The following is a 15,091-nucleotide window of genomic DNA, read 5'->3' as shown; positions in this document are numbered from 1 at the left end:
AGCCGCGGCCACCCGCAAACCGTCACGCGTTCCCTCTTGCGCCGAGTTGTGTGGAAAGTGTGCAGTACGGCCAACCTGGACAAGGTGCCGTGGTAACCCCTGCGAGCTGCGATTGTGAGGGAATCGGAGCTAATAGTTTGACCAATGTTTACCTGGTGCACACCATAGTTGGGCCTACTGAGGCCAACTTGTTCGGACCCGTTGTCGGACAGGTGCTCACCCCCCACGTGCATCCCCTGTGTGGCCCCGCATGAATCCCCTCAACCCTCTGTGCGTACCCCTGGAGAGTCCGTGACCGTGTCCCTGCCGAGGACTGCCGTCCTCACCGGCGCCCTCGTCGTCGCCGCCGCACTCGCCCTCAGCGCCTGTGGCGCCCCCGACGCGTCAACCGGCGGGAAGAACGCGGCCACCGCGACCACGGCCGAGGCCTTCGGCGGCATCAACGCCCTGGCCAAGGCGGCCAAGCAGGAGGGCACGCTGCATGCGATCGCGCTCCCCCGCGACTGGGCCAATTACGGCGCCCTGATCGACGGCTTCAAGAAGAAGTACGGCATCAAGGTCGAGGTCGAGAACCCGAGTGGCTCCAGCCAGGACGAAATCAACGCGGTCACCTCGCGCAAGGGCCAGGACAGCGCGCCCGACGTCCTCGACCTCGGCAGCTCCTTCGCGCAGAGCGCCGCTCAGGACGGGCTGCTCGCGCCGTACATGGTCGCCGGTTTCGCTGACGTACCCGATGCCCAGAGGGACTCGATCGGCCGCTGGTCGAACGACTACGGCGGCTACATCTCCTTCGGCTGCGACGCCAAGCGTGTGCACACCTGCCCGACCAGCTTCAAGGAACTGCTCGAGCCGCAGTACAAGGGGCAGGTCGCGCTCAACGGCAGTCCCACCAAGTCGGGTTCGGCCTTCGGCGCCGTGTACGCGGCCGCTCTCGCCAACGGCGGCTCCTTCGACGACATCCAGCCCGGCATAGACTTCTTCGCCAAGCTGAAGAGAAGCGGCAATTTCACGTCCCTCGACTCCACCCCGGCCACCGTCGCGAAGGGCAAGACGCCGATCAGCATCGACTGGGACTACCTCAACGCCGGGTACACCGACGAGTTCAAGTCCAAGGGCCGCGACTGGACGGTCGTGGTCCCCTCGGACGGCAAGTTCTCCCAGTACTACTCGCAGGCCATCAACAAGGATGCGCCGCACCCCGCTACCGCGCGCCTGTGGTTGGAGTACCTCTACAGCGCCGAGGGCCAGAACACCAGACTCAAGGGGTACGCCCGCCCGGCTCTGATGGCCGCCATGAAGAAGGCCGGCACGCTCGACAAGGCCGCGGCCGCCAAGCTGCCGAAGGTCTCCGGCACGCCGACCTTCCCGACCGAGACCCAGCAGAGCAATGCCAAGGGCGTCATCGCCCAGAGCTGGGGCCAGCCCTCTTCGGGATGACCGAGACGCACACCAGGGCCGACGGGGTGCCCGCCACATACTCTCGGCGGCGGCACCCGAGCCCCTCTCCGGCTGAGGGGCGCGGCCGGCCGTGTACCTCCTGCGACCGTGCCCGGTAGGAGGCCCGGCGATTATGGCCCGACGTGTACCTCTGGACATCCGCATGCCCGAGCTGTCGGATGCGCGGTCTGGGCTCGGCACACCACACGACCGCTCCCGCGCCGCTGCCTTCTCGCAGTGGCACGATGAACGCCCATGAAGGATCAAGAAGCCGCACTTTCGCAGGCCGGTCGTCTCGTGGGCGAACTGTTCCCGCAGGCGCTCGGGGCCGTTCTCGGAGGGTCAGCCGCCCTCGGCAATTCGACTCCGACGAGTGACCTCGACATCGGAGTCCTTCTTCCGGACTCCGCAGGAAGCGGGCGAGAGGTGATCCGTTACGAAGGTCGCCTCGTCGAGTTGTTCCTCAACTCAGTAGGCGACGTGCCCGAGTTCTTCGAGTGGGATCGGGCGCGCCGCAGAGCGACCGTGGTGTTCGTCTACGCCCAAGGGATGACGTTGACGGATCCTCATGGGCAGGTGACCCGGACTCGCCAACTGGCAGAAGAGGTCGTCGCCATGGGGCCACCGCCGCTGACAGCTGAACAGTGGCGCCATGGACGCTATGTACTGACTTGCTATCTGGACGACCTGGCCGACACCGTCACCTCATCGGTGCACCGCTATGAGCAGCTCGTCGTCGCTGACCACGTGCTGCGGGAAGCGGCCGAGCTCGTCACTGCTCACCACGGTGCCTGGACAGGGATAGGAAAGTGGATGCCCCGTCGGCTCATTGCCGCAGATCCAGTGCTGGGGAACGCCCTTCTGGCCGGGCACCGAGCCGTGGCAGAACGAGCCGACCCCACCCCACTGGCAGCTGCGGCGGAAAACCTGCTGGACTTGATTGGCGGGCCGCTGCGCGAGGGGTATTCCCACCGCTGGCAGGCACGGCCGACCGGTGTTCAGCAGTAGGGGCTCCAGCCGCCGAAGCGGGCCATCAGCTTCCGAGCCGCCTCCTCGGTCAGCCCAAGGGCGGCGGCGGCCTGCTCGGCTGTCGTGTCCTGCCGGGCCTCGTGGGCCGGCCCATACCCGACCTGCCCCGCAGCGACTTCCAGCCGTCGGGCTGCCCGTACGGCCGCCAGCGGCGAGGTCTTCGCCAGCTTCTCGATCTCCTCCTGCAACTGTGCCAGCAAAGCGGTGACCGTCTCCGGCAAGGGAATGGCCGACTGTTCCACTTCCACGGTGTGCGCGTCCCAGTCCTGCGCGCAGGTGTCCGCCGTGCCGCCCGCCGCCTCGATCAGCTTCCGCTCGCCGATCATGTCCCAGTCCAGCTCGTGCTCCGGGCCATTCCAGCCGCAGGAGCACACCGCGCGCAACGCGGCCGCCCGCGGTCCGTACGCGAAGCGGCCGTCATAGACGCTCCACTCCGACACCGACCGCCCACCCCCACCAGAGTTCATCCCGAAGAAGACGGACGCCGGGACGCTACCGTCGGCCAGGAGCACACCGACCGCGCCCGCGTGCGAAGAGCCGAACTCCTCCGTCGTCCACGTCTCGCGCTCACCCATGGCACTCCTCCAGCCACTCCACCCGCACCCGACGCGTCCTCGACCGGGGCGCCGGAAACGACAATGCCGCAGCACCGGCGAGCCCCACTACCGGAATCACCAAATGGGCTATTTGCTGCCGGCCCCGGCATGTCCATGAGCGAGCGACGGACCCGCCGTTTCTGTTCAGTCCAGTGGCCGGGCGTACGTCACGAACTCCCGTTCCGTCGCGAAGCCCATCCGTTCGTAGAGCCCCAGGGCCCCTGTCGGGTTGGCGGCGTCGACGACCAGTTCCGCCTTGTCGTACTCCTGCTTCCTGGCCTCGGCCAAGGTGTGCGCCAGCAGGGCGCGCGCCGCACCGCGTCCCCGGTGGGATTGCACGGTGCCCAGGTGGCCGATCGTGCACCCGCGGTCGCCCGTGGCCGCGTGGTCGGCGACGTACTCGTCGGCGAGCAGGTACGCCGCGACGCTGCCCTCGGCGTCAAGCAGCAGGGAGGAGAGACCGGCGCGGAACGAACGGGCCCCGGTGAACCAGGTGTCCCAGTCGGTTCGGTCCGTCTCGGTGTGATTCCAGTGATCGCGGAACGCGTCGTTGTGCGCGATCCGGGTCGCTTCGTCGAGGACTGGATCGAAGGGCGTCAGGCGCAGGCCGTCCGGCATCCCCAGGGCGGGCAGCCGGTCCGCGCGCAGGCCGTGCGTCATGCTGAACCAGTACCGACGGGGCGCGAAACCGGCGTGCCGGGCCAGAGCCGCCAGCCCCGCGCTGCCGGCCGTCCCGTCCATCAGCAGTTCCGCCGGTTCGCCGGGGTGACGCTCCGCCCGGATCGCCTCCGCGCGGCTGCGCATCCAGTCGACCAGCCGCGTACCGATCCCCTGCCGACGCCAGTCCGGATGGACGGCTGCGGCGGTTTCGAAGCGGGCGATGTCCCGTACCCGCTCCGGCTCGTACACCATGGCGTACGCCACCAGCCGAGATCCCTGCCAGAAGCCGACGGTGTGACGCGCCAAGTCCACCTTGGGGTCGGTGAGTTCATGGCGGACGTCCACCTCGTCCTCGTGCAGGCCCGTCCTGTCGACGTGTTCGACCTCTTCGCGCAGGGTCGCGAGGTCCCGGGCTTCGGCCGTAGCGAGCGGCTTGAGGCTGATAGTCATCTAACAAACAGTACAAAGGGATTAAAGGGCGCGTCGAAGGGTTTTTCGGCAGGTTCTGCCAGATGGCATGCTCACGATTCGCTCGGATCAGTGGCTGCTGCCCGTTCGCGACGCACTTCGTCGGCCGTCCTGGATGCCGTACACCTCCAGCCGGCACACGGTCAGGGTGCGTCCGGACTGCAAGACCGTTCCGACGGCCTCGATGTGGTCGCCGGGTTCGTCAGCCGGCCAGGCGTTCCACCAGAAGGAACCCGCCGATGACGATCATCATGGCACCGGAGGCGCGGGTGACCGCCCGGGCGGCGGCGGGCCGGGTCTTCAGGACGGTGCGTGCCAGGACGCCGACGGAGAGGTAGACGACGGCGCAGGCGGCCATGTGGAGCGTGCCCAGCAGGCCGGTCTGCGCGGCGACCGGCCAGCCCGTCGCCGGGTTGATGAACTGCGGGAACAGCGAGAAGTACAGCAACAGCGCCTTGGGGTTCAGGCCGCTGATCCCGATCCCCTTGAGCATGATCTGCGCGCGGGAGGACTCCATCGGCGACTCGGAGGCCGTCAAGGTGGCCGGCTGCCGAAGCACGCCGAAGCCGAGCCACACCAGGTAGACGGCGCCGGCGACGGTCAGCGCGGTGAGCAGGGTCGGGGAGCTCGCCACGATCACCACCAGGCCCGCGACGGCGAGCAGGGTGTATCCCGCGTATCCGGCTATCAGCCCGGCGACCGCGGGGACGACCGAGCGGCCCCGCAGGCCCGCGGAGATCGCATAGGCCCAGTCCGCGCCCGGGGTGAACACCAGCAGGAGGTCCACTGCCAGAAATGCCGCCAGCGTGGTCGTGTTCATGGATCGTTCCCTCTCGCATTCCGCTTTTCGAGAGGAAGGCTAGGCCGGATCTGCCCGAAGGTGTTCCTTCATTTACTCCATGATCGCGCCATCTGAGGGAGAATCTTTCCCATGGACGCCATGGACCGGAAAATTCTTGCCGAGCTACAGCTGGACGGCCGTCTCACCGTCACCGAGCTGGCCGCCCGCGTGCAGCTCAGCGTCTCGCCCTGCCACCGCCGCCTGCGCGACCTCGAGCGCGAGGGAGCGATCCGCGGCTACCGCGCCGTCGTGGACCCGGTCGCCTTGGGCCTCACCTTCGAAGCGCTCGTCTTCGCCACCCTGCGCTGGGAAGACCCCGACACCGTCACCTCCTTCGAAGAGGCCGTGGCCGCCGTCCCCCACGTGCTCCAGGCCCAGCGCCTCTTCGGCGAACCCGACTACCTTCTGCGCGTCGCCACCACCGACCTCGGCGCCTTCCAGCAGCTCTACGACCAGCAGCTGGCCAGGCTGCCGGGCGTTCAACGCCTGACCTCCACCCTCGTCATGAAGCACGTCGTCGACGACCGGCCCCTGCCCGAGTAGTCCGCGCGGGTGGTCTGCGCGGGTGGTCCGCGGCGGTGGTTGTTCGTCAGTGCTCCGGTCACAGGCGCGGGGCCGCGCCCTGAGTGGCACGGCCCCGTGCGGGTGGTCTCAGACTCGGTCCGCGACGATCAGCAGGTACTGGAAGCTGCCGTTGCGGTAGGCGGTCAGGAAGGTGTCCTCGATGCCGGTGACCAGGTGGTCGGCCTGCTTACGCAGTTCCCAGTACGGGAGGGCTGCCTGGGTCAGGTCCTGGACATGCGTCGGGACGAGCCGGTTGCGGGCCATGGCGCGGAAGTACGCCGAGCGGGGGTGGATGTCGCAGATGTAATGAGCGTTGATGAGGGACACCTCGCGGGAGGCGCGCCCGTAGGTGTCGTTGTAGCAGCCGGTGATGGTCACATACCGGCCGCCGCGGCGCAGCAGCCGGGCGTGTTCGGCGAAGAGCAAATCAAGCTCGACGTACATGGTCGACTCGTTGTTCCACGAGGCCGCGTACGCGCCGGAGGCGAAGCCGGTGTCGAGCATGTTGCGGTGGTGGTAGCGCACCTTGTCGTCGATGCCGCGTTTGTGGGCCTGCTGGTTGGCGAAATCGGCCTGCTTGGCGGAGATCGTGACCCCGTCGGCGTGGCAGCCGTAGCGCAGGTTCGCCACGACGCTGCCGCCGCCGCGTCCGCATCCGGCGTCGAAGACCCGGTCGCTGGGCGAGAGCTGGCCGAGGTGCGAGGCGAGGAGTTGGGCCTGGGCCTCTTCCAGCCGGTGCAGTTCGCCGGTGAGGCGTTCACGGCGCCGGCCGGGATCCGACTCGTCCAGCACCGACCGGTCGGCGTCCCCGATGCCGTAGTGGTGATGGTAGAGGTCGTCGATCTTTCCGAGTTCGAGGTTGACCGGGTTTTCCTCGGCGTTCCAGTAGTCCGCGACGCGGTTCTGGTACGTGGACTGGGTCGGCACCGGGATGCGTGCGGTGTCGGCGTGAACGGTGGTCAACGTGGCTCCTTGCTGGTGTGGTGCGTGGGCTCGATTTACCAGTAGTCGGGCAGCTGGTAGCGCTCGGTGTTGGTGGCGTGCCACTCGTGGTTGCCGGACACCCAGTCGGTCAGACCCCGCACATACCTCTCGACGAGGGGCGAGGCGGCGGACAGCGGGGCGGACTCCGTCTCGAACGCTTCCATGATCTGGTTGTGGATCTCGACGCTCTTGAGGTAAGCGGCCTTCAGACCGTTCTTGTCGTTGGCGGCGACCACTTGGGGCAGGTTGAGGTGGGTCGGGTCGCTGGCCAGTTCCCTGGTGAAGGAGTACAGGTCATTGACGATGGTCGTGGCGTTGCAGGCCAGGCTGGTGATCCGCTGGATTTCGGGGCGGGCGTAGAGCGCTTCGGGCAGTTCATAGCCGTCCACCGTGTCCACGATGGACAGGCAGGGGCGGAAGTTGTTGAACTGCCGCATCACCAAGTACTCCCAGACTTCCGGCACATGCCGGGTCTCCGCCCAGGAGGCCTCCGCGAGGTAGCCGAGGTGCAGCCGTGCGATGTCGTGCACGAACCGGTCGGCCTGGCTGGGGGTGGCAACGGCCGCGTAGTCCTTGAGGGCCCAGTGGTACGAGCGCAGGGGTCCGTCGCTCTGCACGCCGCGACGCCACTGCTCTTCCGTTTCAGCGGTGCCGTGGAAGGGGTCGAGGGCTGACTGGGCCATGATCAGCCGACCGCCCAGACCGCGGTGCGCACCGCCTTTGCCTTCGTCTTCCTCGCAGTAGCAGTTGTCGACGATGTTCTCGGCCAGCAGCAACTTGCCCGCGACGGTGAGGCGTTCGAGGTCGGCAGCGCCGGGGTGCTGCAGGGCGACGGCCCGGCCGAACTTGAACTGGGTGAAGTCCCCGCTCCACTGTGCGGGGAAGAGGTCCAGTTGTCGGGCCCAGCTCTCCAGCCGGCGGTCGATCTCCTCGACCTTGGCGGGGTCGACGGGGGCGGCGGGCCGGAACCTCAGACCAGGCACGGTGGTACTGCGCCGGTTCCGCAGGCTACGGACGAGGTTCGGCGGGCCGGGCAGCGCATACGCGGCGGTGTCGTTCGGGGAGGTGCTCATGTACGTACTCCACTGTCAGTCGGCGCTGCGGCCGATCTGGACGTTCTCCAGGACTCCGACCGCGTCGGGCACGAGGATGGCCGCCGAGTAGTAGGCGGTGACGAGGTACTTGATGACGGCGGCCTGGTCGATGCCCATGAACCGGACGTTGAGGCCGGGCTGGTACTCCTCGGGAATGCCGGTCTGGTGCAGGCCGACGACTCCCTGGTCCGCTTCCCCGGTACGCAGCGCAAGGATGCTGGTGGTGTGGGCCTGGCTGATCGGGATCTTGCCGCACGGGAAGATCGGGACACCGCGCCACGCGGGAACGTCGTGCCCGTCGACGCTCGCCGTGCCCGGCACCAGACCGCGCTTGTTGCACTGGCGGAAGAAGGCGGCGATCGCCTTCGGGTGCGCCAGGAACAGCCGCGTCTTGCGGCGCATGGACAGCAGTTCGTCCATGTCGTCGGGGGTGGGCGCGCCGGTGTAGGTGCTGATGCGCTGGCCGTAGTCGGCGTTGTGCAGCAGCCCGAACTCCCGGTTGTTGACCAGTTCCCACTCCTGGCGTTCGCGGATCTCCTCCACGGTCAGCCGGAGTTGCTGCTGGGTCTGGTCCATGGGCTCGTTGTAGAGGTCGGCGACCCGGCTGTGGACCCGCAACACGGTCTGGGTCAGGGAGAGTTCGTACTCGCGGGGCGCCAGGTCGTAGTCGACGAAGCCGCCGGACAGCGTCGGCTCGCCGACGTGCCCCGCCGCTACCGGCACCTCCGCCTCTCCCTTGCGGTTCATGGGGCGCTGCTGCCGTTCCGCGTACGCGGCGAGGTGCGCGGCCAGGGACGGCGCCCGGTCGGTGACCTCCTGGACCACGTCCCACGGCAGCACCATCACCACGCCGGCGGATTCGGCGCGGACCGAGCTCAGCCACAGGGGGCCGGGCCGGCCGATCGCCTCGTCCCCCATCTGGTCGCCGTCCGTGACGACGCCGATGGCCTCTTCGTCGCCGTACTTGCCGACGGCGTAGCGGGCGAAGCGACCGTGGACGACGAGATAGGCCTCGGTGACCGGCTGCCCTTCCTCGAAGAGCGTCTGGCCGGCCCGGACCTCCCGGACACGGAAGCGGCCGGCGAGCTCCTTGAGGACCTCGGTGTCGTCATAGCCGCGCAGGGCGGGCAGTTCGGTGAGCGTCTGCGGGATCACCTTGATGTCGTCGGCGCCGTTGTGCTCGAACTGGACACGGCCTCGGCCGACGCGGAGTTGCAGACGCCGGTTGACCCGGTAGGTCCCGCCCTTGACGTCCACCCAGGGCAGCATCTTCAGCAGCCACCGCGAGGTGATGGCCTGCATCTGGGGCTCGGACTTGGTGGTGGTCGCCAGGTGGCGCGCGGCCTGTGTGCTGAGGCTGGTGGGCGCGCTGTGCGGGGGTGGTGCGAGACCGGGCTCTTCGGTGGCGGAACCGGTGACACTGTCCGGTACGGACACATTCCCTCCCGGGAGGTGAACAGAGGTGAAGGAAACGGCCGGTGGTGAGCAAGGTGGCCGTGCGCAAGGACAGCCAAACAGCCAGGAAGGGCACGCCGGTACGGCGTGAAAGGGGGCGGCCTCGCGACCAGAAGGCACAAACCCCGGATCGAAGCAGACGGCGCATAGTGGTGCCTCCGTGCGCCCCGGCTGTGGCACATCCCGCCGCGGCGTGCGGGAGTATGCGGAGGTCAGTGGGGTCCGGGGGCGCGGCACAACAAGCCGAACCAATCCGGCCATTGTCATGCACCTCACCGGCGGCCGGTGACCGCCAAGCCGCCCTGGGGCCATCGCCGGATGGATCCTCCGGCACCTCGAACGAGTCCTTCGGCGGCTGGACGCAGACATTCACAGATCCCCGGCATTGCGGGGCTACCGTCGACGCCTCCCTTTCGTGGAACGGTCACGGTGACCGTTCCACGAACGGCTGTCACTGAGCGGTTGAGGCACCTGAGCAGGAGTGACCGTCACCGTGGTGGTCTCAGTGGGCGGCTCATGAGGTCTACTCGTCCCGGGCGAAGAAGTTGATGACGTCCTCGAGTGTGGGATTGTCAGGGTCTTCCGCTGTCGCGAGCTGCTCGGCACTGCGAGGGAACATTGCCTGCTCGTACGCGGAGAGCGCGGTCTCGATGTCACCAGCGTGCGTCACGAGGGCCTCACCGAGTCACCGGTGCGATGTCGCTGTCGGTGAACAGGGCAGTGAGTTCCGGCGCCCAGCCGTCACACGCCTGCGTGATGCGTGCGGCGGCCGCGGCGGGATCGGCGGGATCGGCGGGATCGGCGAAGTCGATACCGCCGAACCACTCCAGCGGCGGACAGCATCGCGTAGACGTGAAGGGTCCCGCCCTTCTCACGTTGAGCCCCGATCTGCCTCTTGCCCTGATCGCCGGCCAACATCGACCCGCCACCGACCGCCTTCACGGCAGCAGGGTGCCGCGTGTCGGACGCCCGCACTCAGCGGTGGCCGCTCAGCCCCCCGCAGCTACGACGTTGGTGGCCGCCACAACGGGGCGCAGGGCGCGGGCGAGTTCGACGGCGTCGCCGACGGCCCAGAAGTGGGTGAAGAACAGGCGGGGCTCGTCCTTCAGGCCGTGGTTGTGCAGCTCGACGAGTTCGGCCCCGGCGCGGCGCAGGCCCACCAGGACGTGCTGCACCTCATTGGCGATCATGGCGCAGTCCCCGCTGATCGCGGCCCGGCCGCCGCCCAGCGGCTGGAAGTTGAACGCACTGGTCGATCCCAGCCCCGGGGGCAGTACGAGGCCACCGTCAGTGATGGTCTCGCGCCGGACGAAGATGCACTTGTAGATGCCGTCGTCGGTGGAACCCTTGACGCCCAGGGCGGCGTCGATGCCGGCGGTGTCCAGGTCGACGGCCCGCATCGGACCGGCCGGCCGCGGGAGCGGGGTGCCGGTGCAATCGAATGCGGCGCGCAGGCCGCGGGCGATGACCACCGGGTCGTGGCCGTGCGCATGGACGTGGATCCACCAGATGTCGGGAGTCTGGGCGAGCAGGTGCTTGTGGATCGCGGTCTGCTCGATCCCGTGCCGGTGCAGGGTATCGGTGAACTTCTGCAGTTCGCCCTCGGTGACCACCACGTCGCCCATCAGCAGCGTGCTGCCGTCGGCGTAGCGGACGAAGGACACGTGCGAGCCCAGGGCCAGGGACGGTTGGACGGTGATCCTTCGGGAGACCACCCGGAGGTCCCGGCGTGGAAGACCGGTGTGGTACATCAGATTTCGCTTCATGTCGCCCGGGCCACCCAGCGTGCGAGCCACACCCGCCCAGTCCGACAGGGTCGTGGGCACCGGCTTGACCAGCTCCCGGCGGCTCACCTCGGCCACCCCTGTGGGCACGGCGCGAGCGGGGCTCGGCGCACTGGCCAGTACCGGCGCCAGGGCGGCCGCGGCCAGCACGCGCCGCCTCGACGCACCCGCTCGCGGGTCGGTGTCCTGCTGTGGTGTGCGGTCTCCAGCGATCACGTGAGCACCTCCATCACGCGATGGAAACATGGCGAACCTGATACACCGTCATCGCCGCCCTCACCGGGGGCCAGGTGGGCTAAGTAGTCGTCGCGACGGGTGAAGCGGCCCGGGGTGGGGGCGGGGCGGTCCGTGGTTGTCGCTCACGCCCTGCGGTGCTGCGTGACGTGAGCGGAACGCGCTCCCCCGCCGGCACTCATGTGACGTCCGGCAGCGGCGCCGCGGTGACGTGGTGACGTGGTGACGTGGTGACGTGGTGACGTGGTGACGTGGTGAAGGAGGATCAGGAGTTCCGGTACCGCACCCGGTCCAGAGTGTGCTCGATACTGCTGGGCCCACCGGCCCCGCTGGGCCGAGCGTCCGCCCGTGGAGAGCGCCGTCGGAACCAGGGGGCGTTGAAGGGGCACCGGGCGGGGCCGGAGTCCGATAGGCGGCGTGAGCGTCGGTGTGCCGCCAGCAGCAGCTTGGTTCCCGTGTGCCGCTGTCACCTGACCACGTTGTCCCCCATCGCCCGTCGCGGTAGGGCAGACTCGCGGCGAGCAGCGCAGGGACGTCGAAGTCGAAGGCGTACTGCCGGGCGGTGCGGTTGATGGCTTTCGCGTTCTGCACGGCCCAGTCGAACGCTGCCCGGTCGGCCTTCAGGGACTGCCGTGACGGCAGCTGAAGCGCTCGGTGGGGCCGGGCCGCCCTCTTCTGCCACTTGGCGTACGGCGTCTTCAGGTAGTGCTCGAGGTACGTTCGCGTGGCCACGGTGGGCGCAGCCCTCGGTGGAGCTCGTCGAAGCGGTCCTTCAGCTTCGGATGGGTACGGGAGGGATGGATGGATGGAGCCGGTGCATGGGCAGCCAGTTGAGCCCGGGATTCCCCAGGCCCACCGGCTGAACTGTCGCACAGTGTCGGTCGTGACTCCCCCTGTTAGGGGAGGTTCGTTGCCGTGCGGTGGTCGATCACCGAGTCGGGTCCCGGCGTCATGATCGTCTCGTGACCGTTCTCGGCGCGAACGCGGTAGGGCGGCGTACCGTCCGGGCCCAGCACCTCGACGATCTCCACGACACGGTCCTGCTTCCCGACCACCCGGCCGTGGACCACGAGACGGTCCCCTTTGCTGGCATGCACTGTCGCGACTCCTCTCAGCACCACATGGGACCGGCTGTCGGGCCCACGGAGCCGACTCAAGCACACAGCGATGCGGAGATCACGCAGAATCACCACGCTTGCGCAGAGGCGCTGTTTCCGCGACGGGGAGAGGGAGCCGCAGGCGGGTGCGGTGACCCATCAGGCGCGCGCTGCAGTGAGCCGCGGGCAGGGGTCGCCGGCCATCGCGAGGATCTAGCCCACGCTCGTCAGGCGCGCGACGTTGGCTCGGTAGGCGGTGATTTCGTCTTCGGTGAGTGCCAGGCGGCCGGGGCCCGCCTGATGCGCGGGCAGCTCGGTTGCCTGCACCATGGCGCGGTACAGCCGGCCGGGAAGGTTCAGCAGCAGCTGGCCCTGTTCGGCAGTTTCGATCACCATCCATGAGTCCATGCCGTTCCGGTCTTCGGCATCGGTGGGCTCGATGGTGCTGGCAGCTGTCACGGTCAATATCGGAGGGACTTCACTCATGTCCCCTCCCTATCAACCAACTCGCGCTGTGCCCAATCGACCACCCTCCCCGGGGTTCCGGTGCAGGTGAACATCCCGTGCTGTTCAGGAGCTTGAGTGGTAGGTGGACGAGGGAGGGCACGGCGACCACGGCTGTGAGGCGGTCGGTGTGGCGCCGTGCACATGCCGTTTGCCGGTCGGCGGGCGGGGCATATTCGTTCGATATCGGCCCTTGACGGGCCGAGTGGATCAGGCGCCTCAACGGGCGTCCACAGAGGGGGATCGATGAAGTCGGAGCTTGCGCGCGTGGTCTATTTAGTGGGCCGGCTGCTGCGCGGGAGGTGGCCGTCTCGGCTCGATCCTGCCGAGTCGCATCACCGGCACGCCAACCGCGATGCCGAACTGATTCATCACTACGTGCCGACACGACGCATCTAGCTGTATTGGCGTGTGCACGGGGGCCCCGCCTCTCACGAGGCAGGGCCCCTTTGCCTTACCCGGTCGGCTGCTCCAGGACGCCGTGGTCCCGCCCCGGGCGTAGATCTCACATAGGGTCATCGCCGAACCTCTTGGGGATCCGGCTCCCAGGTCTGCTGCTTGAGCGCCATCCGGGCCGCTGGGGCCCGACCAGGGATCGTCGCCCAGTACGGGTGTGTGGCGATCCGCACGGAGAGTCGCTGCAGTGTGCAGCGCAGCACGGTGGTGCGGGCAGGGTTTTCCTCTTGGGAGAGCTGTCGGTAGGCGGTGTACCAGGCACGCTGTGCCTGGACGAGGTCATCCGGGAAAGCGTAGGGAGTCACGACTCCGATTGCATCATATGTTCGAATTGCGGGGCAGCACACGGACGAGTGAATGTCGTGCTGGTTGTGACTGAGTTCTTCAGATGGCCCGTGAGCGGTTGAGTTGGCCCGGCTGAGCGTCGTAGTCGGCCTGTGCGTGTTCAATCGTGGGTAAGTGCGTGTTTCTGAACCATCGCACCAGTTATGCGACATCCCGCGGGTTCGTCCTGGCTTTCATCTCCCGTTGCCGCAGGTCAGCCCGGCAGGCGGGAGCGATGGGTCCGCATAGATCATGATGGACCTTCGGGATTCCTGAAGAACCATCATGATCCCTCCATAGACGCACAGGCCGAGGGCGACGGGGTGCCTGGTAAGGCCCCATGCCGAGGAACCGAGGGGCACGGCGAACTCGCGGGATGTTGCACACGCCGTGCGCATGGCCGGGCATCAGGCGAAGCGGACTTCGCGCGAGGCGGCGGAGGCCGTGGCGAACGCGAGCAGCCGGCCGCCCTCCTCGGTGAGCGCGGCGCGGTCCCCGGCACGCAGGGTACCGAAGGGCTCCAGGACGAGGACGGCGGCACCGCGCGTCTGCTCGACGCGCCACACGCCCGCCACGAACCCGTCCACCAGGAACGTCGACCTGATCAGCCCGTTCCGCGTGAAGACGAGCTTGCGCTGCTCCTCGGTGAGGATGCGGGCTCGGTCGGCGTGGGAGAGCAGGATGTTGTCGAACTCCGGCAGGAAGCGCACCGGGGCGGGGGTGTCCGCGTCGGGGCGGGGGGCCTCCGGCAGGTCGAGCAGTTCGCGGCCGTTCTCGTCGCGGAAGACCGCCAGCCGCGGCCGGAGCCGGTTCACCGCGTCGGCGAGCCGGGTCATGCCGGACCAGACCTGGATGTCCTTGACCGTGGCCGGCCCGAAGGCCGCCAGGTAGCGCTCGACCATCAGGTCCGGTGCCGCCAGCCCGGCGACGGGCCGGCCGAGCCACGCCTCGGCGCTGGTGTGCACGGCCTGCCCGCTCTCGCCCCACAGCCCGCGCGGCGGCACCTGCACGAGCGGTACCAGGTTGCGCACGGCGTTGGCGAGGGCGAAGGGGTCCCGGTCCGGCCACCGCTCGGCGAGCAGGGTGCCCAGGCCGCCCAGCGTGAGCGGCTCCCGCTCGACCAGCTCGCGGCCCAGCTCGGCCACCTTCTCGACGTCGAGCCCTTCGAGCTTGCGCCCGAAGGCGCCCTTCAGCCCCTGCCGCAGGGCGCCCTGCAGGACGGGGCGCAGTGCGACGCAGTCGTCCGCCGTGACCAGGTGGATCGTGCCGCGCATCAGACCCACCCGGACCACCTCGCGGTTCCTGACGAGGGAGGCCAGGTCCTCGATGCGGAAGCCGGCGAGCCGCGTCCACAGGCCAATGTAGGGCGGGTTCGGCGCCTGTGCCTGCATGCCCACCAGGTGCGCGACCGCCCGCCCCGCTGGCATCGCGGACCGCTCCAGCAGCAACTGCCGGGCCAGTAGGCTCCGGTTGAGCGCCCGATGGTCCAGCACCTTCACGTCTCCTGTCACCACGACGGGATTCCCTTCCTCGTGTCCACTCACGAAAACACGGTGGCTGCCTC

14 protein-coding genes and 3 pseudogenes are annotated in these 15,091 nt (G+C 68.5%); 4 read left to right on the top strand and 13 right to left on the bottom strand.

Annotated features, from left to right (window positions below; translation table 11 throughout):
• Positions 1–291: 291 nt before the first annotated feature.
• Positions 292–1,437, top strand: a complete 1,146-nt coding sequence (locus OIU81_RS36105; protein WP_329154618.1) for an ABC transporter substrate-binding protein — start codon at positions 292–294, stop codon at positions 1,435–1,437.
• A 255-nt stretch (positions 1,438–1,692) separates the two neighbouring features.
• Positions 1,693–2,445, top strand: coding sequence for a nucleotidyltransferase domain-containing protein (locus OIU81_RS36100; protein ID WP_329154616.1), 753 nt, complete (start codon positions 1,693–1,695; stop codon positions 2,443–2,445).
• On the opposite strand, the gene OIU81_RS36095 is transcribed toward OIU81_RS36100, so the two are convergent.
• From OIU81_RS36095 to OIU81_RS36080, 4 genes and pseudogenes are all read right to left on the bottom strand, one after another.
• Entirely contained in the window at positions 2,436–3,041 is a 606-nt protein-coding gene (locus OIU81_RS36095; RefSeq protein WP_329154614.1) for a hypothetical protein, read from the bottom strand. The genes OIU81_RS36100 and OIU81_RS36095 overlap by 10 nt on opposite strands.
• Before the next feature lie 165 nt (positions 3,042–3,206).
• Positions 3,207–4,172, bottom strand: coding sequence for a GNAT family N-acetyltransferase (locus tag OIU81_RS36090; protein ID WP_329154612.1), 966 nt, complete (start codon positions 4,170–4,172; stop codon positions 3,207–3,209).
• Between the two features lie 70 nt (positions 4,173–4,242).
• A pseudogene (locus OIU81_RS36085) lies at positions 4,243–4,385 on the bottom strand (DUF4442 domain-containing protein); the annotation flags it as partial.
• Positions 4,386–4,392: 7 nt separating this feature from the next.
• Positions 4,393–5,010: a LysE family translocator gene (locus OIU81_RS36080; protein ID WP_329154610.1), complete on the bottom strand. Its 618-nt coding sequence runs from the start codon at positions 5,008–5,010 to the stop codon at positions 4,393–4,395.
• Positions 5,011–5,121: 111 nt separating this feature from the next.
• On the opposite strand from OIU81_RS36080, the gene OIU81_RS36075 reads away from it, so the two are divergent.
• Positions 5,122–5,574 carry an Lrp/AsnC family transcriptional regulator gene (locus tag OIU81_RS36075; RefSeq protein ID WP_329154608.1) on the top strand — a complete coding sequence of 151 codons (453 nt, stop codon included), beginning with the start codon at positions 5,122–5,124 and terminating at the stop codon, positions 5,572–5,574.
• A gap of 108 nt (positions 5,575–5,682) precedes the next feature.
• Here the strand turns inward: OIU81_RS36075 and OIU81_RS36070 are convergent, their stop codons facing one another.
• From OIU81_RS36070 to OIU81_RS36060, 3 genes are read right to left on the bottom strand one after another with little or no spacing between them, the layout of a single operon-like run.
• Positions 5,683–6,558: a geranyl diphosphate 2-C-methyltransferase gene (locus OIU81_RS36070; protein WP_329154607.1), complete on the bottom strand. Its 876-nt coding sequence runs from the start codon at positions 6,556–6,558 to the stop codon at positions 5,683–5,685.
• 35 nt (positions 6,559–6,593) lie between these two features.
• Positions 6,594–7,652: a family 2 encapsulin nanocompartment cargo protein terpene cyclase gene (locus OIU81_RS36065; protein ID WP_329154606.1), complete on the bottom strand. Its 1,059-nt coding sequence runs from the start codon at positions 7,650–7,652 to the stop codon at positions 6,594–6,596.
• A gap of 15 nt (positions 7,653–7,667) precedes the next feature.
• Entirely contained in the window at positions 7,668–9,110 is a 1,443-nt protein-coding gene (locus tag OIU81_RS36060; protein WP_329154605.1) for a family 2B encapsulin nanocompartment shell protein, read from the bottom strand.
• A gap of 353 nt (positions 9,111–9,463) precedes the next feature.
• Between OIU81_RS36060 and OIU81_RS42465 the strand changes: the two are divergent.
• A pseudogene (locus OIU81_RS42465) lies at positions 9,464–9,553 on the top strand (IS21-like element helper ATPase IstB); the annotation flags it as partial.
• A gap of 98 nt (positions 9,554–9,651) precedes the next feature.
• Here the strand turns inward: OIU81_RS42465 and OIU81_RS36055 are convergent.
• The 6 genes and pseudogenes from OIU81_RS36055 to OIU81_RS36030 form a co-directional block, all read right to left on the bottom strand.
• Positions 9,652–10,094 (bottom strand): annotated as a pseudogene (locus tag OIU81_RS36055) (FAD-dependent monooxygenase); the annotation flags it as partial.
• 23 nt (positions 10,095–10,117) lie between these two features.
• Positions 10,118–11,128: a DUF1259 domain-containing protein gene (locus OIU81_RS36050; protein WP_329154603.1), complete on the bottom strand. Its 1,011-nt coding sequence runs from the start codon at positions 11,126–11,128 to the stop codon at positions 10,118–10,120.
• Between the two features lie 914 nt (positions 11,129–12,042).
• A complete protein-coding gene (locus tag OIU81_RS36045; RefSeq protein WP_329154602.1) occupies positions 12,043–12,243 on the bottom strand; it encodes a DUF1918 domain-containing protein in 201 nt (66 codons plus the stop codon).
• Positions 12,244–12,456: 213 nt separating this feature from the next.
• Complete coding sequence (locus tag OIU81_RS36040; RefSeq protein WP_329154601.1) at positions 12,457–12,702, bottom strand: hypothetical protein; 246 nt, start codon at positions 12,700–12,702, stop codon at positions 12,457–12,459.
• Between the two features lie 560 nt (positions 12,703–13,262).
• Positions 13,263–13,508 (bottom strand): hypothetical protein, encoded by a 246-nt coding sequence (locus OIU81_RS36035; RefSeq protein ID WP_329154599.1) that lies wholly within the window; start codon positions 13,506–13,508, stop codon positions 13,263–13,265.
• A 426-nt stretch (positions 13,509–13,934) separates the two neighbouring features.
• Entirely contained in the window at positions 13,935–15,071 is a 1,137-nt protein-coding gene (locus OIU81_RS36030; protein ID WP_246296132.1) for a winged helix DNA-binding domain-containing protein, read from the bottom strand.
• Positions 15,072–15,091: the final 20 nt, after the last annotated feature.

Origin of the sequence: Streptomyces sp. NBC_01454 (genome assembly GCF_036227565.1) — a bacterium.
GTDB lineage: Bacteria > Actinomycetota > Actinomycetes > Streptomycetales > Streptomycetaceae > Streptomyces.
This window is presented reverse-complemented; position numbering and strand designations above follow the sequence as displayed.

Excerpts from the sequence above, each read along its gene's own strand:
- OIU81_RS36100 (WP_329154616.1), top strand. The coding sequence starts at position 1,693 with ATGAAGGATCAAGAAGCCGCACTTTCGCAGGCCGGTCGTCTCGTGGGC.
- OIU81_RS36095 (WP_329154614.1), bottom strand. The coding sequence starts at position 3,041 with ATGGGTGAGCGCGAGACGTGGACGACGGAGGAGTTCGGCTCTTCGCAC.
- OIU81_RS36090 (WP_329154612.1), bottom strand. The coding sequence starts at position 4,172 with ATGACTATCAGCCTCAAGCCGCTCGCTACGGCCGAAGCCCGGGACCTC.
- OIU81_RS36080 (WP_329154610.1), bottom strand. The coding sequence starts at position 5,010 with ATGAACACGACCACGCTGGCGGCATTTCTGGCAGTGGACCTCCTGCTG.
- OIU81_RS36075 (WP_329154608.1), top strand. The coding sequence starts at position 5,122 with ATGGACGCCATGGACCGGAAAATTCTTGCCGAGCTACAGCTGGACGGC.
- OIU81_RS36065 (WP_329154606.1), bottom strand. The coding sequence starts at position 7,652 with ATGAGCACCTCCCCGAACGACACCGCCGCGTATGCGCTGCCCGGCCCG.